Genomic DNA, 20455 nt, shown 5'->3' with positions numbered 1-20455 from the left:
GGCGTCTGCCGTGGACACGGCAGTCTGCCTGTTTGAATCCTGCCTCTTCCGTCCCCGCCGTCGCGGGGAAACCTCGCTTCGCTCGTCCGTTCGCTGTGGACGGGCAGTCTGACGCCGCAGGCCATTCTGGCTGCGGCGTTTTTCATGGCTGGCTGTGAGCGGATTAAGGCGGGATTAAATAAATGCAATAGTAGTTCAGAATTTTTGAACAATGTGTTCGATCATTTGCGCTATCTGTTTCGGTTGCTGATAACTATTATTCAGCCATGGACTGAACACCGCAGTAAAACAAGCCGCGCAGTTCAAATGGATTGTGAGAGCAATCACATCGACATACAGAATTCAATATTGAGGCATCATCATGAAAAAAATCATTCTTCCGCTGATTTCCCTGAGTCTGCTGGCCGGCGCTGCTTTTGCTGGCGGTGAAGGCATGAATAATCTGCAACGCATGCGTATGGAGAAGGAACAGGCCACCCAGGCAGCGCCGGCCAAATCGGCAGAACAGATTCAGGCTGCCAATGACTATGCGGAAAAAGTGATCAAGGCGAATCCGCACGATTATCAACGTCATTGATTTACCCGGTTTAATTAAAAAAAGCCACTGTATTAACAGTGGCTTTTTCTGTTTCCGAATCTCGCCAGAAAACCCGGCGGCAGGGTCTGGCTGGCTAGGTGTTCGCCACTTTTTCCGGCTCAAAATAGTCCACAAGGTTCTTGAGTTCGCCGGCGGTGCGCTTGAGCTCCTCCGAGGCCAGCCAGGCACGCTGCGCCTCGCCCCGGTTCTCGACGATCAGTTCGGCCACCTGGCGCATGGCGCCGGCCACCTCGTCGGCGCCAAAGGCCGCCAGGCGGGTTGCCGTGGCCAGCTCGCGGGTTTCGCCCACCAGCGTCTGACCGATGCCACTGGCGTCGAATTCGCCGGCCAGATTCAGCAGTCGCTCGGCCCGTTCGCTGAGGTCGCTGGTCTCCGCCACCGCGTCGTCCAGCGAGCGGACTGCCGAATAGACGCGGTCATGCTGCTCTTCCGAGTGCTCGGTGACCTCGTACAGCGCAATGTTCAACGTGGCGCAGTGCTGGTGGATGCGCCGGGCGGCCAGGGCAATCTCGTCGATCATCACCTTCAGGTGCAGCTGCATCACGGCCGCGGCATGGTTCAACTGGCCGCTCTCCCCGGTGCCGGACAGGTCGATCTCGCCCTGCAGGTCGCCCTGGGCAATGCGGTTCAGCCGGCGGATGGACGCATTGAGCGGGTCGACGATGCCGCGGATGAACATATGGCCGACCAGCGCGACCACCGCCAGCCCGAACAGGATGCCGCCGATGGCAAAATTGCGGATGCGGTTGTTGCGCGCCAGCGTGTCCTCGTATTCCTGCCGGGCCGCGGTGATCAGCGAATTGCGCAGGTCCACGGCCGCCGTGGTGGCCGCCTGCTCCAGCGGCAGCACGCGCTGGCTGACCAGCTGGTCGACCCGCTGCGGGTCGTCACGTGCCGCGGCCTGTTCCACCGGCAGCAGCCCGTCACTGGTGTAACGGTTCAGCGCTTCGGTCAGCAGGTACATCTGCCGGGTGACCTGATCGGCTGCGCCGGTCAGCTGGCCGAGCAGCGAGTTGATTTCGTCGCGGTTGGCGCGCAGCTTCGCCACCTGGCTGTCCAGCGCCGTGAGCTGGCTGTCCTGGCCGGCCTGGCTGCCTTCCTGCCGGGCCAGGCGGATTTCGAGCATGGTGGCGCGGCTTTCGCTGAGCCGGGTTTCGATCTTGCCGATGGTGGCCACCGGTTCCAGCTGCGCGTGGTACAGCCGGGAGAATGCATCGTCAGCCAGTTTGAGCCCGCCGATACCCAGCGCACCGCCAGCCAGCATCAGGAAGGCCACGAACAGGCTGCCGGCGCGCATGCCATTGCGGATGCCGAGCCAGGCCGGCGGACGCGGGCGCCGCCGGACGGTGCCGGCCGCCATGTCGCGGTACAGCGCTTCCGCGGCTTCGATGGCGGCGGGCGTGGCATGCTTGCGCACCGACATGTAACCGATGACCTGGTCGTGGCGCTTGACCGGCACGACGCAGGCGTCGACCCAGTAGTAGCCGCCGTCCTTGCAGCGGTTCTTGACGATGCCGCGCCATGGTTGACCGCGTTTCAGCGTGCTCCACATGTCCTCGAAAGCGGCCGGCGGCATGTCCGGGTGGCGGACGATGTTGTGGTTTTGGTGCAGCAGCTCGTCGAGCGGATAACCGCTGACCTCGACGAACGCGTCGTTGGCATAGGTGATGGCGCCCTTGAGGTCGGTCTTGGAAACCAGGGTTACGCCGGGAGGGATGTCGGTTTGCCGGGAGGTAACGGGCAGGTTCTGCTTCATGACTTGGGCTTTCTTATGATTTCATCCACAGGCGCTTGAGCACCAGCGCGGCGGAACGGCATTCCTCGACGCGCAGCGAGCCGGTAATGCCATGGGCGGGGTCGGTCGAATCGCGACGTTGCGGGCGCAGGATCGGCATGCCGCTGCTGTCGTACAGACTCCACAGGTCCATCGGTTCATTCTGCTTCTGCCGCGAACGCACCACGGCGAATTCGCCGTTCGCCAGCCGTGCCAGCGTGCCGGGCGGGTGCATGGTCAGGGTCTTGATCGACAGCTGTACCAGCGGATCGTCATACAGTCGGGCACGCTCGAGGAACAGGGATTTCAGTGCATCGCGCGGGAACTGCCCGACCCGGTTCGGCCGCGGCGTCACCATGGCCGCATAGGAGTCGGCAATGGCCAGCAGGCGGGCGCCGGGCAGGATGGCGTCGCCGCTCAGGGCGCGCGGATAACCGGAACCGTCGGTCCGCTCGTGGTGCTGGCGGACCAGTTCGAGCCACAGCGGATCGGTCACGCCCATCGTGGCCAGCAGGGCGGCCGAGCGTTCGGGGTGGCTGCGTACCAGCGCGGCCTGCTCCGGCGTCAGCGCCCCGGCCTGCTGGTCGAGCTGCGTCTGGACCGGCAGCAGGGCCAGGTCGCGCGTCAATGCCGCACAGGCCAGCGACAGGCGGGTCGATTCATCCAGTGCCATTTCGCGCGCGGCCACTTCGACCAGCGTGGCGCCAAGCAGCTGCTGGATTACCAGATACGGGTGCTGGCGATCCAGGTGCAGGGCGGCCAGCAGGGCGTCGGCGTCTTCGCTGCAGGCGTCGATGATGCCGCGCGCCAGGGCAAGGACGACCTGCCGCAGCTCGGCCTGCAGCGAGGCGGCCAGCAGGTGGGCATGCAGGCGCTTCAGTGTCAGCGCCAGGGTGTCGGCCCGGGCGAAGACCGGGTCTGCAGCCGGGGGCGGCACGACGTAATCGGGAAGGGTGGGAACCGGCTGCCCGGGGTTGTCGGCCGGCGGATCGGGCGCATAGGCACCGCGCGCCAGCAACGAGTCGATATGGCGCGGGATGCTCAGCACATAGCCCTCGCGCAGCAACAGGTTGCCATTCTCGTCATACAACGGCCAAGGCAGAGGCTCGTTCAGGACCAAATCGCTTTGGCGGATGCGTCGCATGGTGGATTGTCAGCCAATGGATCATGTGAAGGACGCTTCTTATGACATTCAATTCTTTTGATGACGATAAAATTTGTGGAGCACTTTGATCTGCATCAAGCACATTGGCATGGTCCCCGCTGCCAATCAGGTTTTCCCCTGCGGCAAACTGTCCGCGGCCGGTGCTGGCACCGGATTCGGTCGCAAGAAACGGGGCGCTTGCGATCGAATTCGCCGCTACAGTGGACACTGTCCCCCGTGCCGCCGGACCTGTCATGACCCTTGACCCACTTACCGATCTTCCGCGCATCGACGGCGATGATGCCCGCTGGGCGGCGGTGCAGGCCCGTGATGCCCGTGCCGATGGCCAGTTCGTCTATGCCGTCACCACCACCGGGGTTTACTGCCGGCCCAGTGCCTCGGCGCGGCTGCCGAAGCGCGAGCATGTCGTGTTCTTTGCCACCGCACAGGATGCCGAGGCGGCCGGCTACCGTCCGAGCCGCCGCCTTTCCGCCGACCAGAGCGCGGCCGCCGCCCGCCGCGCCACGCTGGTGGCCGGGGCCTGCCGGCTGATTGAAGCGGCGGAGACTCCGCCGGTGCTGGCCGACATTGCCGCCCGGCTGGGCATCAGTCCGTTCCACTTCCACCGGCTGTTCAAGGCCGAAACCGGGCTGACACCCAAGGCCTATGCGAATGCGTTCCGCGCCCGTCGGCTGCGGGCGGAACTGGGCGGGGCGGCCTCGGTCACGGCCGCCGCCCATGAAGCCGGCTTCAACGCCAGCAGCCGTTTCTATGACTCCTCGGCAGGCCTGCTCGGCATGCGGCCCCGCGACTACCGCGACGGTGGCCGGCACGCCGAAATCCGCTTTGCCGTCGGCCAGTGCTCGCTGGGGGCGATTCTGGTGGCGCAAAGCCTGCGCGGGTTGTGCGCGATCCTGCTCGGCGATGACCCGGACCGGCTGCTGCGCGAATTGCAGGACCGGTTTCCCCGCGCCACGCTGATCGGCGGCGATGCCGGCTTCGAGCGGCTGGTGGCCGAGGTGGTCGGTTTTGTCGAGGCGCCGGCGCTGGGCCTGAATCTGCCGCTGGACGTGCGCGGCACCGCTTTCCAGGAACGGGTGTGGCTGGCGCTGCGCGACATTCCGCCGGGCACGACGGTCAGCTATGGCGACATCGCCGCGCGCATCGGCGCGCCGAAGGCGGTTCGCGCCGTGGCTCAGGCCTGCGGTGCCAACTGCCTGGCGGTGGCCATCCCCTGTCACCGCGTGGTGCGCCGCGACGGCGATATCTCCGGCTATCGCTGGGGCGTCGAGCGCAAGCGCGAACTGCTGCGGCGCGAAGCGGGCGGCTGACCTGCCCCGGGCCTCATGGCGACGGACCGGTCCTGGCCGAGACCGCCACTGCAGCGGTATTGCCGGGCCGCCAACAGCAATTGGCTTCGACCGCGGAAAACGGATCAGACCTGATTATGGTGCCATTCACCCGGGCCTCGGTATCAGCGCAGGTTCCGGGCATTCCATATGCGATTTTTACAGGTTTGCCTGAAATCAATTTCCCGGTTCTATATCAAAATCCCTACTCTCCCGGTTCGTGCTTGGAATGGTTGGCTGTGCTTGCGATTACCGTTTTTAAAAGCAGTAATCGAACCGCAAAAGCGACAGAGTATGAAGCCTGAAATCCATAGCATCCGATAAGGCATGCATGCATGCCGTGCCTTGATTAGGAGCTTAACATGGGCGCAAATTTCATCAATATATTGGCGGGTGTCATTTCAATCGGTCTGTTTGCCTATCTGTTTTTTGCGCTGGTAAAGGCAGAAAAGTTCTGAATGGCGGACCCTGAAAACCTATCAACTACTCCTGGGTGACGTATATGGGTGACTTAGTTTTCGTGGCCGTGACGCTTGTGTTTTTCGCATTCGTTGCCGGTTTCATTATCAGCCTTGAAAAAATATGATGGGTACCAGCATGGTTGGCGATATTACTCAATTCGTCGTTATCCTTGCGATCATGACCGGCCTGGTCGTGGTGCTCGGGAAATGGATAACGCATCTTTTCACCAGTCCGGCACACAATATTCTCGAACGGGGGACCTACCGGCTGCTCGGAGTGAACCCGGAAGAGAAAATGTCCTGGAAGCGCTATGGCATGGTTCTGGTGCTCAGCAACGCGGCAATGATGTTGCTGGGTTATCTCATTTTGCGCGTGCAGGATTTCCTGCCCGGCGACCTGCTTGCACGAGCCGCGCAGACACCGGATCTGGCCTTCAACACGGCAGCCTCCTTCACGACCAATACCAACTGGCAGGCCTATTCGGGTGAATCGAGTCTCTCGAACTTTTCGCAGATGGCCGCCATTACGTTCCTGATGTCGATCAGCGCCACCACCGGCCTGGCCGCGGCGGGCGGGTTCATGCGCGGCCTCAGCCGCAAGAGCACGACGGATATCGGCAACTACTGGGTCGACTTCACCCGTTCGCTCTATCGGCTGCTGCTGCCAGCCAGTTTCGTGATGGCGCTGGTCTATGTGTGGCAGGGCATGCCGCAGACGCTGAGCGCCGATGCGGTCGCGACCACGCTGGAGGGCGTCAGGCAGCAGATCATTCTGGGCCCGGTAGCCAGCTTCGAGACCATCAAGCATATCGGCACCAATGGCGGTGGCTTCTTCGGCATGAATGCCGCGCATCCGTTCGAGAACCCGACGCCGCTGACCAATACCCTGCACATGCTCAGCATGCTGCTGATTCCGTCGGCGCTGACCTATGCCTTTGGCTCGATGATTCTGCGCCGGCGCCAGGGGTGGACCTTTTTCGCCGCTTTCCTGGTGATGTTCCTCGGATTTCTGACCCTGATCTACAGCGCTGAGCAGGCAGGCAATCCGCTGCTGACACCGATGGGGGTCGATCAGACCCAGAGTGCGACATCGGGTGGCGGCAATATGGAAGGCAAGGAAGTGCGTTTCGGCATTGCCCAGACCAGCATGTTCGCCACCGTCACCACGGCGGCCACGACCGGTTCGGTGAATTCGATGCACTCTTCGCTGACGCCGCTGGGAGGTCTGGTTCCGATTGCCCAGATGATGTTGAACAACGTGTTCGGTGGTATCGGGGTGGGCTTCATCAATCTCATCACCTACGCGATCCTGACGGTCTTTCTGGTGGGCATGCTGATCGGGCGCACGCCCGAGTTTCTCGGCAAGAAAATCGAAGCGCGGGAGATGAAGTACGTGATGCTGGCCATTCTCGCGCACCCGCTCAGCATTCTGGGCTTCACCGCGATCGCCTGCCTCATGCCGTCCACGCTGGACAGCCTCTCCAATATGGGGCCGCACGGCTTCAGCGAAGTGCTTTACGCCTACACCTCGGGCACGGCCAACAACGGTTCCGCCTTTGCCGGCCTCAATGCCAATACGCCGTTCTTCAATACGACGATCGGTCTTGCCATGCTGGCGGGCCGCTATCTGACCCTGCTGCCGATGCTTGCCGTGGCAGGCGTGATCGCTGCCAGGAAAGCCGTTCCCGAAGGTCCCGGCACGCTTTCGACGGCGACGCCGCTGTTCGCCGGCCTGCTGGTGTTCATTGTCATCGTCGTCGGCGGGCTGACCTTCCTGCCAGCGCTCGCCCTCGGTCCTATCGTCGAGCACCTGATGATGCTCTCTGGCGCGACATTCTGAGGACTGATCCCATGCATAACGCAAAAACCATCGTCAAAACAACGAATCCGGCGTTGCTGCCGCCGTTCAAGGGCATCGCCCGGCCGGTGATCGTCTCTGCCGTGTTCTTCATGCTGCTGACCGGCATCGGCTATCCGCTGGCCACGACCGGGGTCGCCAACCTTCTGTTTCCCGACCAGGCGCAAGGCAGCCTGATCGTGAATGACGGCAAGGTGGTGGGGTCGCGCCAGATCGGCCAGCATTTCACCAGGATGGAGTACTTCCACAGCCGGCCGAGTGCGACGGTGGGCGCCGACCCGGCCGATCCGTCCAGAACCATCGACCAGCCCTACAACGCCGCAGCGAGTGGCGCGAGCAACCAGGGGGCGATCAGCAAGAAGCTGCTCGCGGCCGTTGACGAGCGCACCAGGACCTACCGGGCAGTGAATGGACTGGCGACTGACGTTGCCGTTCCGGTCGATGCCGTAACGGCCTCGGCTTCCGGTCTCGATCCCCACGTCTCGGTCGCCAATGCGCGGCTGCAGGCGCCGCGCGTCGCCAGGGCGCGTGGCCTCCCGGTCGGGCAGGTCCTTCGACTCGTGGATCAGCATACCCATGCGCGCCAGCTCGGTCTGCTCGGCGATCCGCGCGTCAATGTCCTGGAACTCAACCTCGCGCTCGACGCGGCCGCTCCGGCCCGGCCCGCCGCGCAATAAGACAGGGGTGTCAGCATGTCCTCCACAGATACAAGCTTGCCGCAAGGCGAATTCACGGGCAGCACTTTCAGGCCCGTCTCCCGGGTTGCGGTGATCGGCGAGGCGTTCTGCAAGCTGTCGCCGCGCGTGCAGCTCAGAAACCCGGTGATGTTTGTCGTCTATCTCGGCAGCATCGTGACCACGCTGCTCGGCATTCAGGCGCTGGGCGGCGACGGGGAGGCGCCGGCGGGGTTCATCTTCGCCATCGCCGCCTGGCTCTGGTTTACGGTGCTGTTCGCCAACGCCGCCGAAGCGCTGGCCGAAGGGCGCGGCAAAGCCCAGGCCGACGCATTGCGTTCCACCCGCAAGCGGGTGGTCGCCCAGGTGCTCAAGGAGCCCCGGCGCGACAGCCAGTCCTGGCCGGTACCCAGTGATGAACTGGCCGTTGGCGCCTTTGTGCGCGTCGAGGCGGGCGAGATCATCCCCGCCGACGGTGAAGTGCTGCAGGGGGCGGCATCGGTCGACGAGTCGGCGATCACTGGCGAATCGGCGCCGGTCATTCGCGAGTCCGGCGGCGATTTCTGCTCGGTCACGGGCGGCACCCGCGTGCTGTCCGACTGGATCGTCATGCGGGTCACGGCCAGACCGGGCGAAGCCTTCCTCGACCGCATGATCGCCATGGTCGAAGGCGCCAAGCGGGGCAAGACGCCCAACGAGATCGCGCTCAACATCCTGCTTGTCGCCCTGACCCTGATCTTTCTGCTGGTCTGCGTGACGCTCCTGCCGTTTTCCAGCTTCGGCGCGATCGTCAACGGCGCGGGGTCTCCGGTGACCATCACGGTGCTGATCGCCTTGCTCATCTGCCTCATTCCGACCACCATCGGCGCCCTGCTGTCGGCGGTCGGTGTCGCCGGCATGAGCCGCATGATGAAGGCGAACGTGCTCGCCACGTCCGGCCGCGCGATCGAGGCGGCTGGTGACGTCGACGTGCTGCTGCTCGACAAGACGGGCACCATCACGCTCGGCAATCGCGAGGCCTCGGCCTTTATCCCGGCGCCCGGCGTGACCGAACAGGCGCTGGCCGATGCCGCACAGCTTGCCTCACTGGCCGACGAGACGCCTGAGGGCCGCTCCATCGTTATCCTGGCCAAGCAGAAATTCAATCTGCGCGGCCGTGAAGTGCAGGGGGCGGAAACGATTGCCTTCAGCGCCCATACCCGCATGAGCGGCATCAATATCGACGATCACCAGATCCGCAAGGGAGCGGCGAGCGCGATCCGCACTCATGTCGAATCGCTGGGCGGCATCTTCCCGCCGGAGCTCGTCAAGCTTGTCGATGAGGTTGCCAGACGTGGCAGCACCCCCCTGGTCGTCTCGGACGGCAGCAAGGTGCTGGGCATCGTTGAACTGAAGGACATCGTCAAGGGCGGCATCAAGGAGCGCTTCGCCGAACTGCGTGCCATGGGCATCAGGACGGTGATGATCACGGGTGACAACAAGCTCACCGCGGCGGCCATTGCCGCCGAGGCAGGGGTCGACGACTACCTGGCGGAGGCCACACCCGAGGACAAGCTGCGGCTGATCCGCAAGTACCAGGAGGAAGGCCGGCTGGTCGCCATGACGGGTGACGGTACCAATGATGCGCCAGCGCTGGCGCAAGCGGATGTCGCCGTCGCCATGAACAGCGGCACCCAGGCTGCCAAGGAAGCCGGCAACATGGTGGACCTCGACAGCAATCCTACCAAGCTGCTGCGTGTCGTCGAAGTCGGCAAGCAAATGATCATGACGCGCGGTGCGCTGACGACCTTCAGTGTCGCCAACGATCTCGCCAAGTACTTTGCCATCATCCCTGCCGCGTTTGTCGCCACCTATCCGGCGCTGGGGGCGTTGAACATCATGCATCTGCACAGCCCGGGCTCGGCGATCCTGTCCGCGGTGATCTTCAATGCCCTGATCATCGTCGTGCTGATTCCCCTCGCCCTGCGTGGCGTGAAGTACCGGGCGGAGCCGGCAAGCCGCCTGCTGACGCGGAACCTGCTCATCTATGGCCTGGGCGGACTGATTGCGCCGTTTATCGGCATCAAGCTGATCGACCTCATGCTGACGCCCTTCTTCTGATCCCGGTGTGATAGCGGCATGAACCCTGCGGAAAGGAAAACGGAATAGATGATGACCGAGGACCGCCCGGACCCCGACGCACTCCTGCAGGTCATTGGCGACGACCCGCACCGTCCTCGTCGAGGCCAGCTGAAGATCTTCTTCGGCGCCTGCGCGGGGGTGGGCAAGACATACGCCATGCTCCAGGCTGCGCACCAGCTCCGGGCCGAAGGCACGGCGGTGGCGATCGGCATCGTTGAGACGCACGGGCGGGAGGAGACGCTGGCACTCACGCAAGGCCTCCCCATGCTGCCGCGGCGGGAGATTCAGACGAATGGCCGGCTGGCGACGGAATTCGATCTGGACGGTGCGCTGACGGCCGGCTATCAGTTGCTGGTGGTCGACGAACTCGCCCACTCCAACCTGGCCGGCAGTCGCCACGCCAAGCGCTGGCAGGATGTCGAGGAGCTGCTGGATGCGGGCATTGACGTCTACACGGCCTTGAACGTGCAGCACCTCGACAGCCTGAACGACGTTGTCGGCGGGATCGTGGGCATACGGGTCCGGGAAACCGTGCCCGACCGGATTTTCGACCGCGCCGCAGACGTGGTGCTGGTCGATCTTCCCCCGGACGACCTCCTGGCGCGCCTGAGTGCCGGAAAGGTGTATCTGCCGCCCTCCGCCATGCAGGCGCGTCAGCATTTTTTCCGTCGCGGCAATCTGATTGCCCTGCGCGAGCTTGCCCTGCGCCGCGTGGCGGACCGGGTCAACGCGGATGTCCGGGTGTACCGGATCTCGCATGCGATCCGCACGGTCTGGCCTACCCGGGAACTGCTGATGGTGTGCGTGAGCGCCGACAGCGCCCAGGAAGCGCTGATCCGGGAAGGGGCAAGGCTTGCCCAGCAGCTTCAGACCCAATGGGTCGTTCTGCATGTGGACCCGCCCCATGAGAGCGGCGACCCCAAGGCACAGGCCGCACTGCTGCGTCTGGCAGCCTGTGCGCAGCATGCCGGCGCCGATTTCGTGAATATCGCGGGACAGGATGTGGCGCATGCGATCCTGAGCTACGCCAGACAGCGCAACGCGACCAAGCTCATCATGGGCAATACGGCGGCACGGTCTTTCCTGCCGTTTCAGTCGCGGCTGGCGGAACGCATCGCCCGAACCAACCCCGAGATGGGCCTGGTTCTGCTGCGCATCGACGCGGCGCAGCGGCCGATCCGGCGCTGGGAGCTGGAAAAGCCGGCAGGGCATGTCAAGGCGCTGTCGATTGCGACGCTGGCCTGCATCCTGATCGTGGCGGTCGCCAGTCAGCTGCTGCGGTTTTTCGATCTCTCGAACGTGGTCATGCTGTTTCTGATCACGGTGGTGTTCACCTCCCTGCGGCTGGGGCGTCTTGCCGGGGTATGGGTCTCCCTGCTGTCGGTCGCATTTTTCGACTTCTTCTTTGTCGAGCCCCGCTTCTCTTTTGCCGTTACCGACACGCAGTACGTATTCACTCTTGGATTGATGCTGGCGGTGGCGATCATCATCGGCCAGCTTGCGGCCAGGCTGCAGCGGGAGGCGAAGGGGGCGCGGGAAGGCGAACGGCGCGCTTCGGCACTGGTGCGCGTGACGCGTGACCTTGCCGGCGCCATCGCGGTCGAGCAGGTCGTGGAGGTTTGCCGGGAGACGGTCGAGCCGCTTTTCGGGACGCAGGTGGTCCTGATCCTGCCCGACAGCGACGGCCAGCTCGTCGCGACCCGTCATGCGGACTTCGTCGAGCTGTCGGTCGCCCAGTGGGCATTCGATCACGCCGAGGAGGCCGGACACGGTACGCAGACACTGAATGGCGCACTGGCGCTGTATCTGCCGCTGGAAGGGCCGATGGCGCCGCGGGGCGTGCTCGCCGTGGAACCCGGTGACACGCTGTTGTCGGGCACGCCCGACAGCAGGCGGCTGCTGGATGCCTGCTGTTTTGCCATCGCCCAGGCGCTGGAGCGCATCCACTTCGTTGACATTGCCCAGGACACCATCGTCCGCATGGAGGGCGAGAAGATGCGAAACACGCTGCTGTCCGCCGTTTCACATGACCTCAAGACCCCCCTCACCGCGATTCGCGGGCTGGCCGAGACCCTGGAACATCCGGGGGGACTGGCGGAGTCCGAACGAACGGACATCGCCAGATCCATCCGCATCGAGTCGGACGAGTTGCGACGGCTGGTCTCCAATCTGCTGGATCTTGCGCGCATACAGAGCGAAGGGGTCAGACTGCACAGGGAATGGCATGCGCTCAGCGAGATCGTGGGCTGTGCGCTGGCACGATGCACCACGGCGCTGCAGCCCCGGACGCTGGTGACCGACCTGCCGCCCGACCTGCCGCTGGTGGAGCTCGATGCCGTACTCATGGAGCGCGTGCTCGCCAACCTTCTGGACAATGCCGCAAAGTACACGCCGCCAGACAGCACGATCAGGATCCGGGGCCTGTCTTCCGGCGACTCGATGTACCTGCTGGTCTCCGACGATGGCCCCGGACTGCCGGCCGGTGATCCCGAGCGGCTGTTCGAGTCTTTTACCCGCGGGCAGAAAGAGTCTTCCATCGCCGGCGTCGGCCTGGGCCTTGGGCTGTGCCGCACGATCATCGCTGCGCATGGGGGCAGCATCAGCGCAAAGCCGCGCAAGCCGCATGGCGTCACTTTCGAAATCCGCCTGCCGTTGCGCATTCCGCCCGCGGTCGACAGCGATGAGGTCAATGCATGAGCAAGCCGAAGATACTGATTGTCGAGGACGAAGCGAATATCCGGCGCTTTGTCCGGATTGCGCTGGAGCAGGAGGGAATGAGCGTTTTCGAGGTGCCCTCGGGGGCGCAGGCCCGGATGGACGCCGTGACGCGCAGGCCCGATCTGATCATCGTGGACCTTGGTCTTCCGGACGGGGACGGAAAGGACCTGATCCGCGAGTTGAGGAACTGGGTTTTTTCTCCCATCCTCGTGCTTTCGGCCCGGGAGCGCGAAGACGAAAAGGTAGAGGCGCTCAATGCCGGTGCGGACGACTATCTTGTCAAACCGTTTGGCGTGCCGGAGCTGGTCGCGCGGATTCGCGCGCTGTTGCGCCGTTCGCAGGTCGTGTCCAATACCGATGTGGCCTCGTCGCGCATCCGGTTCGGCAATGTCGCGGTCGATCTCGCCACCCATGAAGTGATTCGCGATGGCAAACCGGTGCATCTGACGCCCATCGAGTTCCGCTTGCTGACGTCGCTGATACGCGGGCATGGCAAAGTGCTGACCCACAAGCAGCTTCTGCGCGACACCTGGGGCGCGCCGTATACCAACCGTCCCCACTACCTCCGCGTTTACATGATGCAGCTGCGGCAAAAGCTTGAAAACGATCTCTCCCAGCCAGAATTCCTGCTTACCGAACTGCAGGTCGGCTACCGGCTGTCCGGCATGACGATCGAAGGCGAAATCCCGGCGAACGCCCCCGGCTCCAGCCCATGGCCCCCCGGACTTCAGCCGTAAGCACGGGCTCCGCGCCGGGCGGGTCCTTGCCTGCGCATGCTCAAGACACACCGGTCACCGGCCCGTACAATCCGCGCCATGTCCGATCTTCCCTACCTGGCCGGCTATGCACCGGCCCTGCTTGAGCGCGTGCGCGACCTGCGTGATGGCGGCAAGCTGCGCGCCTGGATCGAGCAGCGTCACCCCGACCGGCATGCGGTGCAGACCGACAAGGCGCTGTACCAGTACGTCGATGCGCTGCGCCAGCGCCATATGCGCAATGCGCCGCTGCTGTCCCGGGTCCAGTTCGACAGCCAGCAGCACCCGATGCGCGGCACGCTGGGCACCCATACCTTCGTGTCGCGCACCCAGGGCGGCAAGCTGAAGGCCAAGCACGAAATCCGCATTGCCGCGCTGTTTCGTGATGCGCCAGCGGCCTTTCTGCAGATGATTGTCGTGCACGAGCTGGCGCACATGAAGGAGAAGGACCACAACAAGGCCTTCTACCAGCTGTGCTGCCATATGGAGCCTGACTACCACCAGCTGGAATTCGACATGCGGGTGTGGCTGACCGTGCGCGAGGGCTGAGCGGGCTCAGTCGCCCTGCAGGAAGCCGGCAATGCGCCGGTAGACGGCGGCGCATTCATCGGCGACCAGGTTCTCCAGGTTCAGGAACGCATGCACCATGTCGTCGAAGTGCAGCCGTTCGCAGACAATGCCGGCCTGTTGCAGCCGCGCCTGGTAGGCGATGGCTTCGTCGCGCAGCGGGTCGAAGCCGGCGCTGACGATCAGCGTGCGCGGCAGGCGCTCGATAAATGGCGCGTGCAGTGGCGAGGCGTCGCGGCGGTTCTCGCTGTGCTGGAAATAGTTGTCGAAATACCAGCTGACCCGGCTGCTGTGCAGCAGGTATCCCTCGGCATTTTCCTGTATCGACGGCAGGCTCAGCGTGTAGTCCAGGCTCGGATAGATCAGTACCTGGTTGCTGATGCGCAGTGCCGGATCGAACTGCGCCAGTGTGCTGATGCTGGCGCACAGCGCGCCGCCGCCCGAGTCGCCGATCAGGGTCAGCTCGTGCCGGTACGGCAGCTGGCGCCGTTCCAGTGCCGCCCAGACACCACGCGCCACGGTGTGGCCGTCGTTCAGGCCGGCCGGGTACGGGTTTTCCGGCGCGAGCCGGTACTCGGCCGAGACCACCACCTGGCCGGTTGCGGCGGCCAGCCGGCGGCAGACCGGATCGTAGACGCTGACACCACCGGCCATATGGCCGCCGCCATGCAGGAACACGATCACGGCGCGTTCCTCGGTCGGTGCCGGGTGATAGATGCGCACCGGCACGGTGTAGCCCGGACCGGGAATCAGCTCGTCATTGACCCAGGCCAGCGGCGGGCCGGGCTGGACCTGCAGGAAGGTCATCCCGGCCAGTCCTTCACGCGCGCTGATTGCGGTCGGCAGATAGCCATTGGCGATCAGCGCGGCGTTGCGCTGGTTCAGATCGGCAAGCCACGGGACGAGTTTGGGGCTGACTGCATGCATGGCGGTTTCCGTTAGTCGGATGGAATAATCCTGACTATAGCCCGGATCCCGTTCACTGGGTCTGCCGCTCGCCCCACTGGCTGATCAGCACGCTGACCACCACCAGTGCCGCCCCGGTGATCACCAGCGGTGTCAGCGTCTCGCCGGCCAGCCAGCCGATCCAGCCGGCCCAGACCGGTTCCATTGCATAGATGATGGTGGCGCGGGTGGCCGGCACGGTCTTCTGCGCCCAGTTCATCGCCACCTGGATCAGCGCGGTGGCCAGCCCGATGCCGGCGACGCAGGCAATCAGGCCCGGATGCGGCTGCGGCAGCGGTTCGCCGGACACCAGCATGCCGGTGGTCGCCAGCAGCGACACCACCAGCAGCTGCACCGTCGCCACCCGGCGCGGTTCGCAGGCGTTCGCATAACGGCTGATCAGGCAGATCTCGAACGCGATGACGGCGGCGCCAGCCAGGGTCAGCCATTCGCCCGGTCCGAAACCGAAATCGAGCCCGCTCGGATCGGACAGCAGCGCCAGACCGGTGAAGGCGATGACGATGCCGGCCCAGGACCAGCGGCTCGGATAGCGCTTGAACAGCAGCCATTGCATCAGCGGTACCAATGGCACGTACAGCGCGGTCAGAAAGGCGGATTTGCTGCTGGTGATGCTGCTCAGCCCCGAGGTCTGCAGGCTGTAGCTGAGGAACAGCACGCTGCCGATCAGGATGCCGGAACGCAGCTCGATGCGGGTCAGCCCGCCGAGCAGCCGCCATGACAGCAGCAGCGCCACCAGCCCGGCGACACCGAAGCGCAGGGCAACAAAACCGAACGGGCCGGACCATTGCAGTGCGGTCTGCACGGTCAGGAAGGTGCCGCCCCACAGCAGGGTGATGCCGACCAGGGTGGCATCGGGCAGCAGGGAGCGGGGCGGGGCCAGCGGAGCGGCCGGGCTGGAGGCGGTCATCGGTAGTGGGCGTTTGTCTGACAACAGGACTGGGCAATATACTGCGCATTTGTTCTGCGGCGCAATATATTGCACAATCCGGCCGATGAATACCGACTCCGTGCTCGCCAATGTGTCCCGCAATGTTCGCCATGCCCGCCGTCTGCGCGGCTGGAGCCAGGAGCGGCTGGCTGGTGCCGCCAGCGTCAGCCGGCGCATGCTGGTCGGCATCGAGACCGGCGACAGCAATGTCAGCCTGGCAACGCTGGACCGGCTGGCGGCCGCACTCGGCCTGAGCTTTGCCGAGCTGGTGCGGCCGGCGGACGGCGAGGGTCCGCCACGGGCCGCGCCGCTGCAGGTCTGGCAGGGCGCCCTGCCAGACAGCAAGGGCATCCTGATGGAGAGCCTGACCCACAACGGGCAGACGGTCGAACTGTGGGTCTGGCGGGTGGCGCCGGGCGATCGCTATGACGCCGAGGCCGATGCGCCGGGCAGCCACGAAATGGTCTGGGTGACCGATGGCGAGCTGGTGCTGCAGCAGGGCGAGCGGGTCTGGCGACTGGCGGCCGGCCAGTCGCTGACCTTTCATTCCGACATCGACTACAGCTACCGGAACGAGGGGACGGAGACGGTGCGTTTCAGCAAGAACGTGATCGTCGCTGCCCCGCCGGTCCCTTACTCCGGGTCGTAGCCGAGGTTCGGCGCCAGGTCGCGTTCGGCCTGCTGCAGCGTGACGCCGCGGCGGGCGGCATAACTTTCCACCTGATCACGCCCGAGCTTGCCGACGCCGAAATACTGGCTGTCCGGATGACTCAGATAGAAGCCGCTGACCGCTGCCGCCGGCGTCATTGCATAGCCATCGGTCAGGTCCATGCCGATGGCGCGTGCATCGAGCAGGTCGAACAGCGCGGTCTTGACCGTATGGTCCGGGCAGGCCGGATAGCCTGGCGCCGGGCGGATGCCGCGGTACTGCTCGTCGATCAGCGCTTCATTGCTCAACTGTTCGTCGGCGGCATAGCCCCAGAACTCGCGGCGCACCCGCTCGTGCATCAGCTCGGCGAACGCTTCGGCAAAGCGGTCGGCCAGCGCCTTCAGCAGAATGGCCGAGTAGTCGTCGCCGGCTTCCTCGAAACGGCGCACGTGCTCGTCGATGCCCAGGCCGGCGGTCACGGCAAACGCGCCGACATAGTCGGTGACGCCGCTGGCCTTGTCGGCGACGAAGTCGGACAGGCACCAGTTCGGTTTCACGTCGTTGCGCGGCATCTGCTGGCGCAGTCCGTGCCAGGTCAGCAGGCGTTCGCCCGTGTCCGGGTGATACAGCGCGATATCATCGTGATCGACGCGGTTGGCCGGGAACAGGCCGATCACGGCATTGGCGGTCAGCCAGTCGCCGGCGATGATCTCCTTCAGCATCGCCTGGGCATCGGCGAACAGCGCGCGCGCCGATTCACCGACGATCTCGTCACTGAGAATGCGCGGATAACGGCCGGCCAGCTCCCAGCTCTGGAAGAACGGCGTCCAGTCGATATGGCCGGCGATCTCCGCCAGCGGATAGTGGCGGAATTCGCGCACGCCGAGCCAGGCCGGCTTCGGTGGCGTGTAGTGGGCGAGGTCGAGCTTGTAATCGTTGGCGCGCGCGGCGGCGATCGAGGCCAGCCGGCCTTCGCGGCGGTTGGCGTGGCCGTCGCGGGCGCGCTGGTATTCGGCGGCGATTTCGGCCACGAACGGTTCGCACAGCGTGTCCGACAGCAGGTTCGAGCACACGCCGACCGCGCGGCTGGCGTCGGCGACGTAGATGACCGGATGCGCGTAGTGCGGGGCGATCTTCACCGCCGTATGCACCTTGGACGTGGTCGCGCCGCCGATCAGCAGCGGCAGGCTGAAACCCTGGCGCTGCATTTCCCTGGCGACGTGGCTCATTTCCTCCAGCGACGGCGTAATCAGGCCGGACAGGCCGATGATGTCGGCCCTGTGTTCGATGGCGGCGTCGAGAATCTTCTGGCACGGCACCATCACGCCGAGGTCGATGACCTGATAGTTGTTGCAGCGCAGGACCACGCCGACGATGTTCTTGCCGATATCGTGGACGTCGCCCTTGACCGTGGCCATGATGATCACGCCCTTGGCCGGCGCGTCGGCCAGCCCCATGCGGATCTTTTCTTCTTCGATGAACGGTTCGAGGTGGGCGACCGCGGCCTTCATGACCCGGGCCGACTTCACCACCTGCGGCAGGAACATCTTGCCGGCGCCGAACAGGTCGCCGACCACGTTCATGCCGTCCATCAGCGGGCCCTCGATCACATGGATCGGGCGCTCGCAGGTCAGCCGGACCTGTTCGGTATCCTCGACAATAAAGGTGGTGATGCCCTTGACCAGCGCGTGCTCCAGTCGTTTGGCGACCGGCCATTCACGCCAGCTCAGGTCCTCGCCCCTGGCTTCCTTCGCGTCGCCCCGGAATTTCTCCGCCAGGGTGATCAGGTGCTCGGTCGCGTCGCCGCCGTCCTTCGGCGTGCGCATCAGCACGACGTCCTCGATGCGTTCGCGCAGGGCCGGGTCGACCTCGTCGTAGACCTCCAGCGCCCCGGCATTGACGATGCCCATGGTCATGCCGCGCTGGATGGCGTGGTACAGGAACACGGCGTGGATCGCCTCGCGCACCTTGTTGTTGCCACGGAACGAGAACGACACATTGGACACGCCGCCGGAAATCTTGGCATGCGGCAGGTTCTGCTTGATCCAGCCGGTGGCCTCGATGAAATCGAGACCGTAGCGCGCGTGTTCCTCGATGCCGGTGGCAACGGCGAACACGTTCGGGTCGAAGATGATGTCCTCGGCCGGGAAACCGACCTCGTCGACCAGGATGCGGTAACTTTCGGCGCAGATCTCGACCTTGCGCGCATAGGTGTCGGCCTGACCGCTCTCGTCGAAGGCCATGACGATGACCGCTGCGCCATAGGCGCGCAGCAGGCGTGCCTGCTCGACGAACTTGTCGCGGCCTTCCTTCATCGAGATCGAGTTGACGATGCCCTTGCCCTGGATGCACTTCAGCCCGGCCTCGATCACGTCCCACTTCGACGAGTCGATCATGATCGGCACGCGGGCGATGTCCGGCTCGGCGGCGATCAGGTTCAGGAAGCGGACCATGGCGGCATGCGCATCGAGCATGCCCTCGTCCATATTGATGTCGATGACCTGGGCGCCGTTTGCTACCTGCTGGCGCGCCACATCGAGCGCCGTCGGGTAGTCACCGGCCAGGATCAGCCGGGCAAAGGCCCTGGAGCCGGTGACGTTGGTGCGTTCGCCCACGTTCACGAACAGGTCGCGGTCGCCGATATTGAACGGTTCCAGACCGGACAGCCGGCATTTCGGCTCGATGACGGGCCGCTGCCGCGGCGGCAGGCCGTCGACCGCGCGCGCCATGGCGGCAATGTGGTCAGGGGTGGTGCCGCAACAGCCGCCGACGATATTGATCAGCCCGGACTCGGCCCATTCGCGCACCGACGTCGCCATGTCGGACGGTTCCAGATCGTAGCCGCCGAATGCATTCGGCAGACCGGCGTTCGCATGGACCGACACGAAGCTTTCGTTGATCCGCGACAGCTCCTCGACATACGGCCGCAGCAGGTCCGGGCCCAGCGCACAGTTCAGGCCCATGCTCAGCGGGCTGGCGTGGCGCAGGCTGTTGTAGAACGCCTCGGTGGTCTGGCCGGTCAGTGTGCGGCCGCTCTGGTCGGTAATGGTGCCGGAGATCATTACCGGCAGCCGTTCGAGCGTCGGGCGGGCGTCGAAATAGCGGCGGATGGCGAACACCGCCGCCTTGGCATTCAGCGTATCGAAGATGGTTTCGACCAGCAGCAGGTCGGCGCCGCCGGCTACCAGGCCATCGATGGCCTCGGTGTAGGCCACCACCAGCTCGTCGAAACTCACATTGCGGTAGCCGGGATCGTTGACGTCCGGGCTGATGCTGCAGGTGCGGTTGGTCGGGCCGAGCACGCCGGCGACAAAGCGCGGTCTGGCCGGATTGCGTGCCGTTTCGGCATCGCACAGCCCGCGTACCAGCACTGCCGCACTGCGGTTCATCTCGTGGACCAGCGCTTCCATGCCGTAATCGGCCATGGCGATCGACGTCGCATTGAAAGTGTTGGTCTCGATAATGTCGGCGCCGGCATCGAGATAGGCCTGGTGAATGCCGCCGATCACGTCCGGGCGCGTCAGCACCAGCAGGTCGTTGTTGCCTTTTACGTCGCTGGGCCAGTCGGCAAAGCGCTCGCCACGATAGTCGGCTTCCTCCAGCTGGTGGCGCTGGATCATGGTGCCCATGCCGCCGTCGAGAATCAGGATGCGTTCGGCAAGCAGGGCGGACAGGCGGGCGGATCTATCGGGCATGGCGGGGCGGCTGACGGCAACGGAGACTGGGTTGGCGAGTCTACCATGCACGCCGCGCGCGCTCAGGACGACGGTCTTTTATCGATATAACGATTTGCATCGGTATTTTTATAACCAAAAGAAATTAACAAGCCGACTAACAGTATTTAAAAACATAAAAAAACTTGCTTTCATCGATAGCGAACCCGGCGGAAAACC

Annotated in this window: 15 protein-coding genes; 10 read left to right on the top strand and 5 right to left on the bottom strand. The window is 64.5% G+C overall.

Annotated elements, in window-relative coordinates; all coding sequences use genetic code 11:
• The first annotated feature begins 361 nt into the window (after nucleotides 1-361).
• Nucleotides 362-577 carry a hypothetical protein gene (locus Q352_RS0106465; RefSeq protein WP_028498639.1) on the top strand — a complete coding sequence of 72 codons (216 nt, stop codon included), beginning with the start codon at nucleotides 362-364 and terminating at the stop codon, nucleotides 575-577.
• 94 nt (nucleotides 578-671) lie between these two features.
• On the opposite strand, the gene Q352_RS22200 is transcribed toward Q352_RS0106465, so the two are convergent.
• Both Q352_RS22200 and Q352_RS0106455 read right to left on the bottom strand, forming a co-directional pair.
• On the bottom strand, nucleotides 672-2354 hold the full coding sequence (locus tag Q352_RS22200) for a methyl-accepting chemotaxis protein (protein ID WP_028498638.1): 1683 nt from the start codon (nucleotides 2352-2354) through the stop codon (nucleotides 672-674).
• 13 nt (nucleotides 2355-2367) lie between these two features.
• Nucleotides 2368-3462 (bottom strand): HD-GYP domain-containing protein, encoded by a 1095-nt coding sequence (locus Q352_RS0106455; protein ID WP_028498637.1) that lies wholly within the window; start codon nucleotides 3460-3462, stop codon nucleotides 2368-2370.
• Nucleotides 3463-3770: 308 nt separating this feature from the next.
• On the opposite strand from Q352_RS0106455, the gene ada reads away from it, so the two are divergent.
• From ada to Q352_RS0106410, 8 genes are all read left to right on the top strand, one after another.
• Nucleotides 3771-4847 (top strand): bifunctional DNA-binding transcriptional regulator/O6-methylguanine-DNA methyltransferase Ada, encoded by a 1077-nt coding sequence (ada, locus tag Q352_RS0106450; RefSeq protein WP_051528726.1) that lies wholly within the window; start codon nucleotides 3771-3773, stop codon nucleotides 4845-4847.
• A gap of 380 nt (nucleotides 4848-5227) precedes the next feature.
• A complete protein-coding gene (gene kdpF / locus Q352_RS22725) occupies nucleotides 5228-5323 on the top strand; it encodes a K(+)-transporting ATPase subunit F (protein ID WP_084299915.1) in 96 nt (31 codons plus the stop codon).
• A gap of 124 nt (nucleotides 5324-5447) precedes the next feature.
• Nucleotides 5448-7166, top strand: a complete 1719-nt coding sequence (kdpA, locus tag Q352_RS0106435) for a potassium-transporting ATPase subunit KdpA (RefSeq protein ID WP_244879560.1) — start codon at nucleotides 5448-5450, stop codon at nucleotides 7164-7166.
• Nucleotides 7167-7177: 11 nt separating this feature from the next.
• Nucleotides 7178-7861, top strand: coding sequence for a K(+)-transporting ATPase subunit C (gene kdpC, locus Q352_RS0106430; RefSeq protein WP_051528725.1), 684 nt, complete (start codon nucleotides 7178-7180; stop codon nucleotides 7859-7861).
• A gap of 15 nt (nucleotides 7862-7876) precedes the next feature.
• Entirely contained in the window at nucleotides 7877-9958 is a 2082-nt protein-coding gene (kdpB, locus tag Q352_RS0106425) for a potassium-transporting ATPase subunit KdpB (RefSeq protein WP_028498633.1), read from the top strand.
• Between the two features lie 48 nt (nucleotides 9959-10006).
• Nucleotides 10007-12676 (top strand): DUF4118 domain-containing protein, encoded by a 2670-nt coding sequence (locus Q352_RS0106420; RefSeq protein ID WP_028498632.1) that lies wholly within the window; start codon nucleotides 10007-10009, stop codon nucleotides 12674-12676.
• Nucleotides 12673-13434, top strand: coding sequence for a response regulator (locus tag Q352_RS20065; RefSeq protein ID WP_051528724.1), 762 nt, complete (start codon nucleotides 12673-12675; stop codon nucleotides 13432-13434). The genes Q352_RS0106420 and Q352_RS20065 overlap by 4 nt, the downstream gene beginning before the upstream one ends.
• Before the next feature lie 78 nt (nucleotides 13435-13512).
• Nucleotides 13513-14001 (top strand): M48 metallopeptidase family protein, encoded by a 489-nt coding sequence (locus tag Q352_RS0106410; RefSeq protein WP_028498631.1) that lies wholly within the window; start codon nucleotides 13513-13515, stop codon nucleotides 13999-14001.
• Between the two features lie 6 nt (nucleotides 14002-14007).
• On the opposite strand, the gene Q352_RS0106405 is transcribed toward Q352_RS0106410, so the two are convergent.
• Together Q352_RS0106405 and Q352_RS0106400 are read right to left on the bottom strand one after the other, a co-directional pair.
• Nucleotides 14008-14946: an alpha/beta hydrolase gene (locus Q352_RS0106405; RefSeq protein ID WP_028498630.1), complete on the bottom strand. Its 939-nt coding sequence runs from the start codon at nucleotides 14944-14946 to the stop codon at nucleotides 14008-14010.
• Between the two features lie 52 nt (nucleotides 14947-14998).
• On the bottom strand, nucleotides 14999-15892 hold the full coding sequence (locus tag Q352_RS0106400) for a DMT family transporter (protein ID WP_028498629.1): 894 nt from the start codon (nucleotides 15890-15892) through the stop codon (nucleotides 14999-15001).
• Between the two features lie 85 nt (nucleotides 15893-15977).
• On the opposite strand from Q352_RS0106400, the gene Q352_RS0106395 reads away from it, so the two are divergent.
• Nucleotides 15978-16562 carry a helix-turn-helix domain-containing protein gene (locus Q352_RS0106395; protein WP_036385490.1) on the top strand — a complete coding sequence of 195 codons (585 nt, stop codon included), beginning with the start codon at nucleotides 15978-15980 and terminating at the stop codon, nucleotides 16560-16562.
• On the opposite strand, the gene metH is transcribed toward Q352_RS0106395, so the two are convergent.
• Nucleotides 16547-20257 carry a methionine synthase gene (gene metH / locus Q352_RS0106390; RefSeq protein ID WP_028498627.1) on the bottom strand — a complete coding sequence of 1237 codons (3711 nt, stop codon included), beginning with the start codon at nucleotides 20255-20257 and terminating at the stop codon, nucleotides 16547-16549. The two genes, Q352_RS0106395 and metH, sit on opposite strands and share 16 nt — an antisense overlap.
• Nucleotides 20258-20455: the final 198 nt, after the last annotated feature.

Source organism: Microvirgula aerodenitrificans DSM 15089 (genome assembly GCF_000620105.1).
In the GTDB taxonomy this organism is placed as follows: Bacteria; Pseudomonadota; Gammaproteobacteria; order Burkholderiales; family Aquaspirillaceae; genus Microvirgula; species Microvirgula aerodenitrificans.
This window is presented reverse-complemented; position numbering and strand designations above follow the sequence as displayed.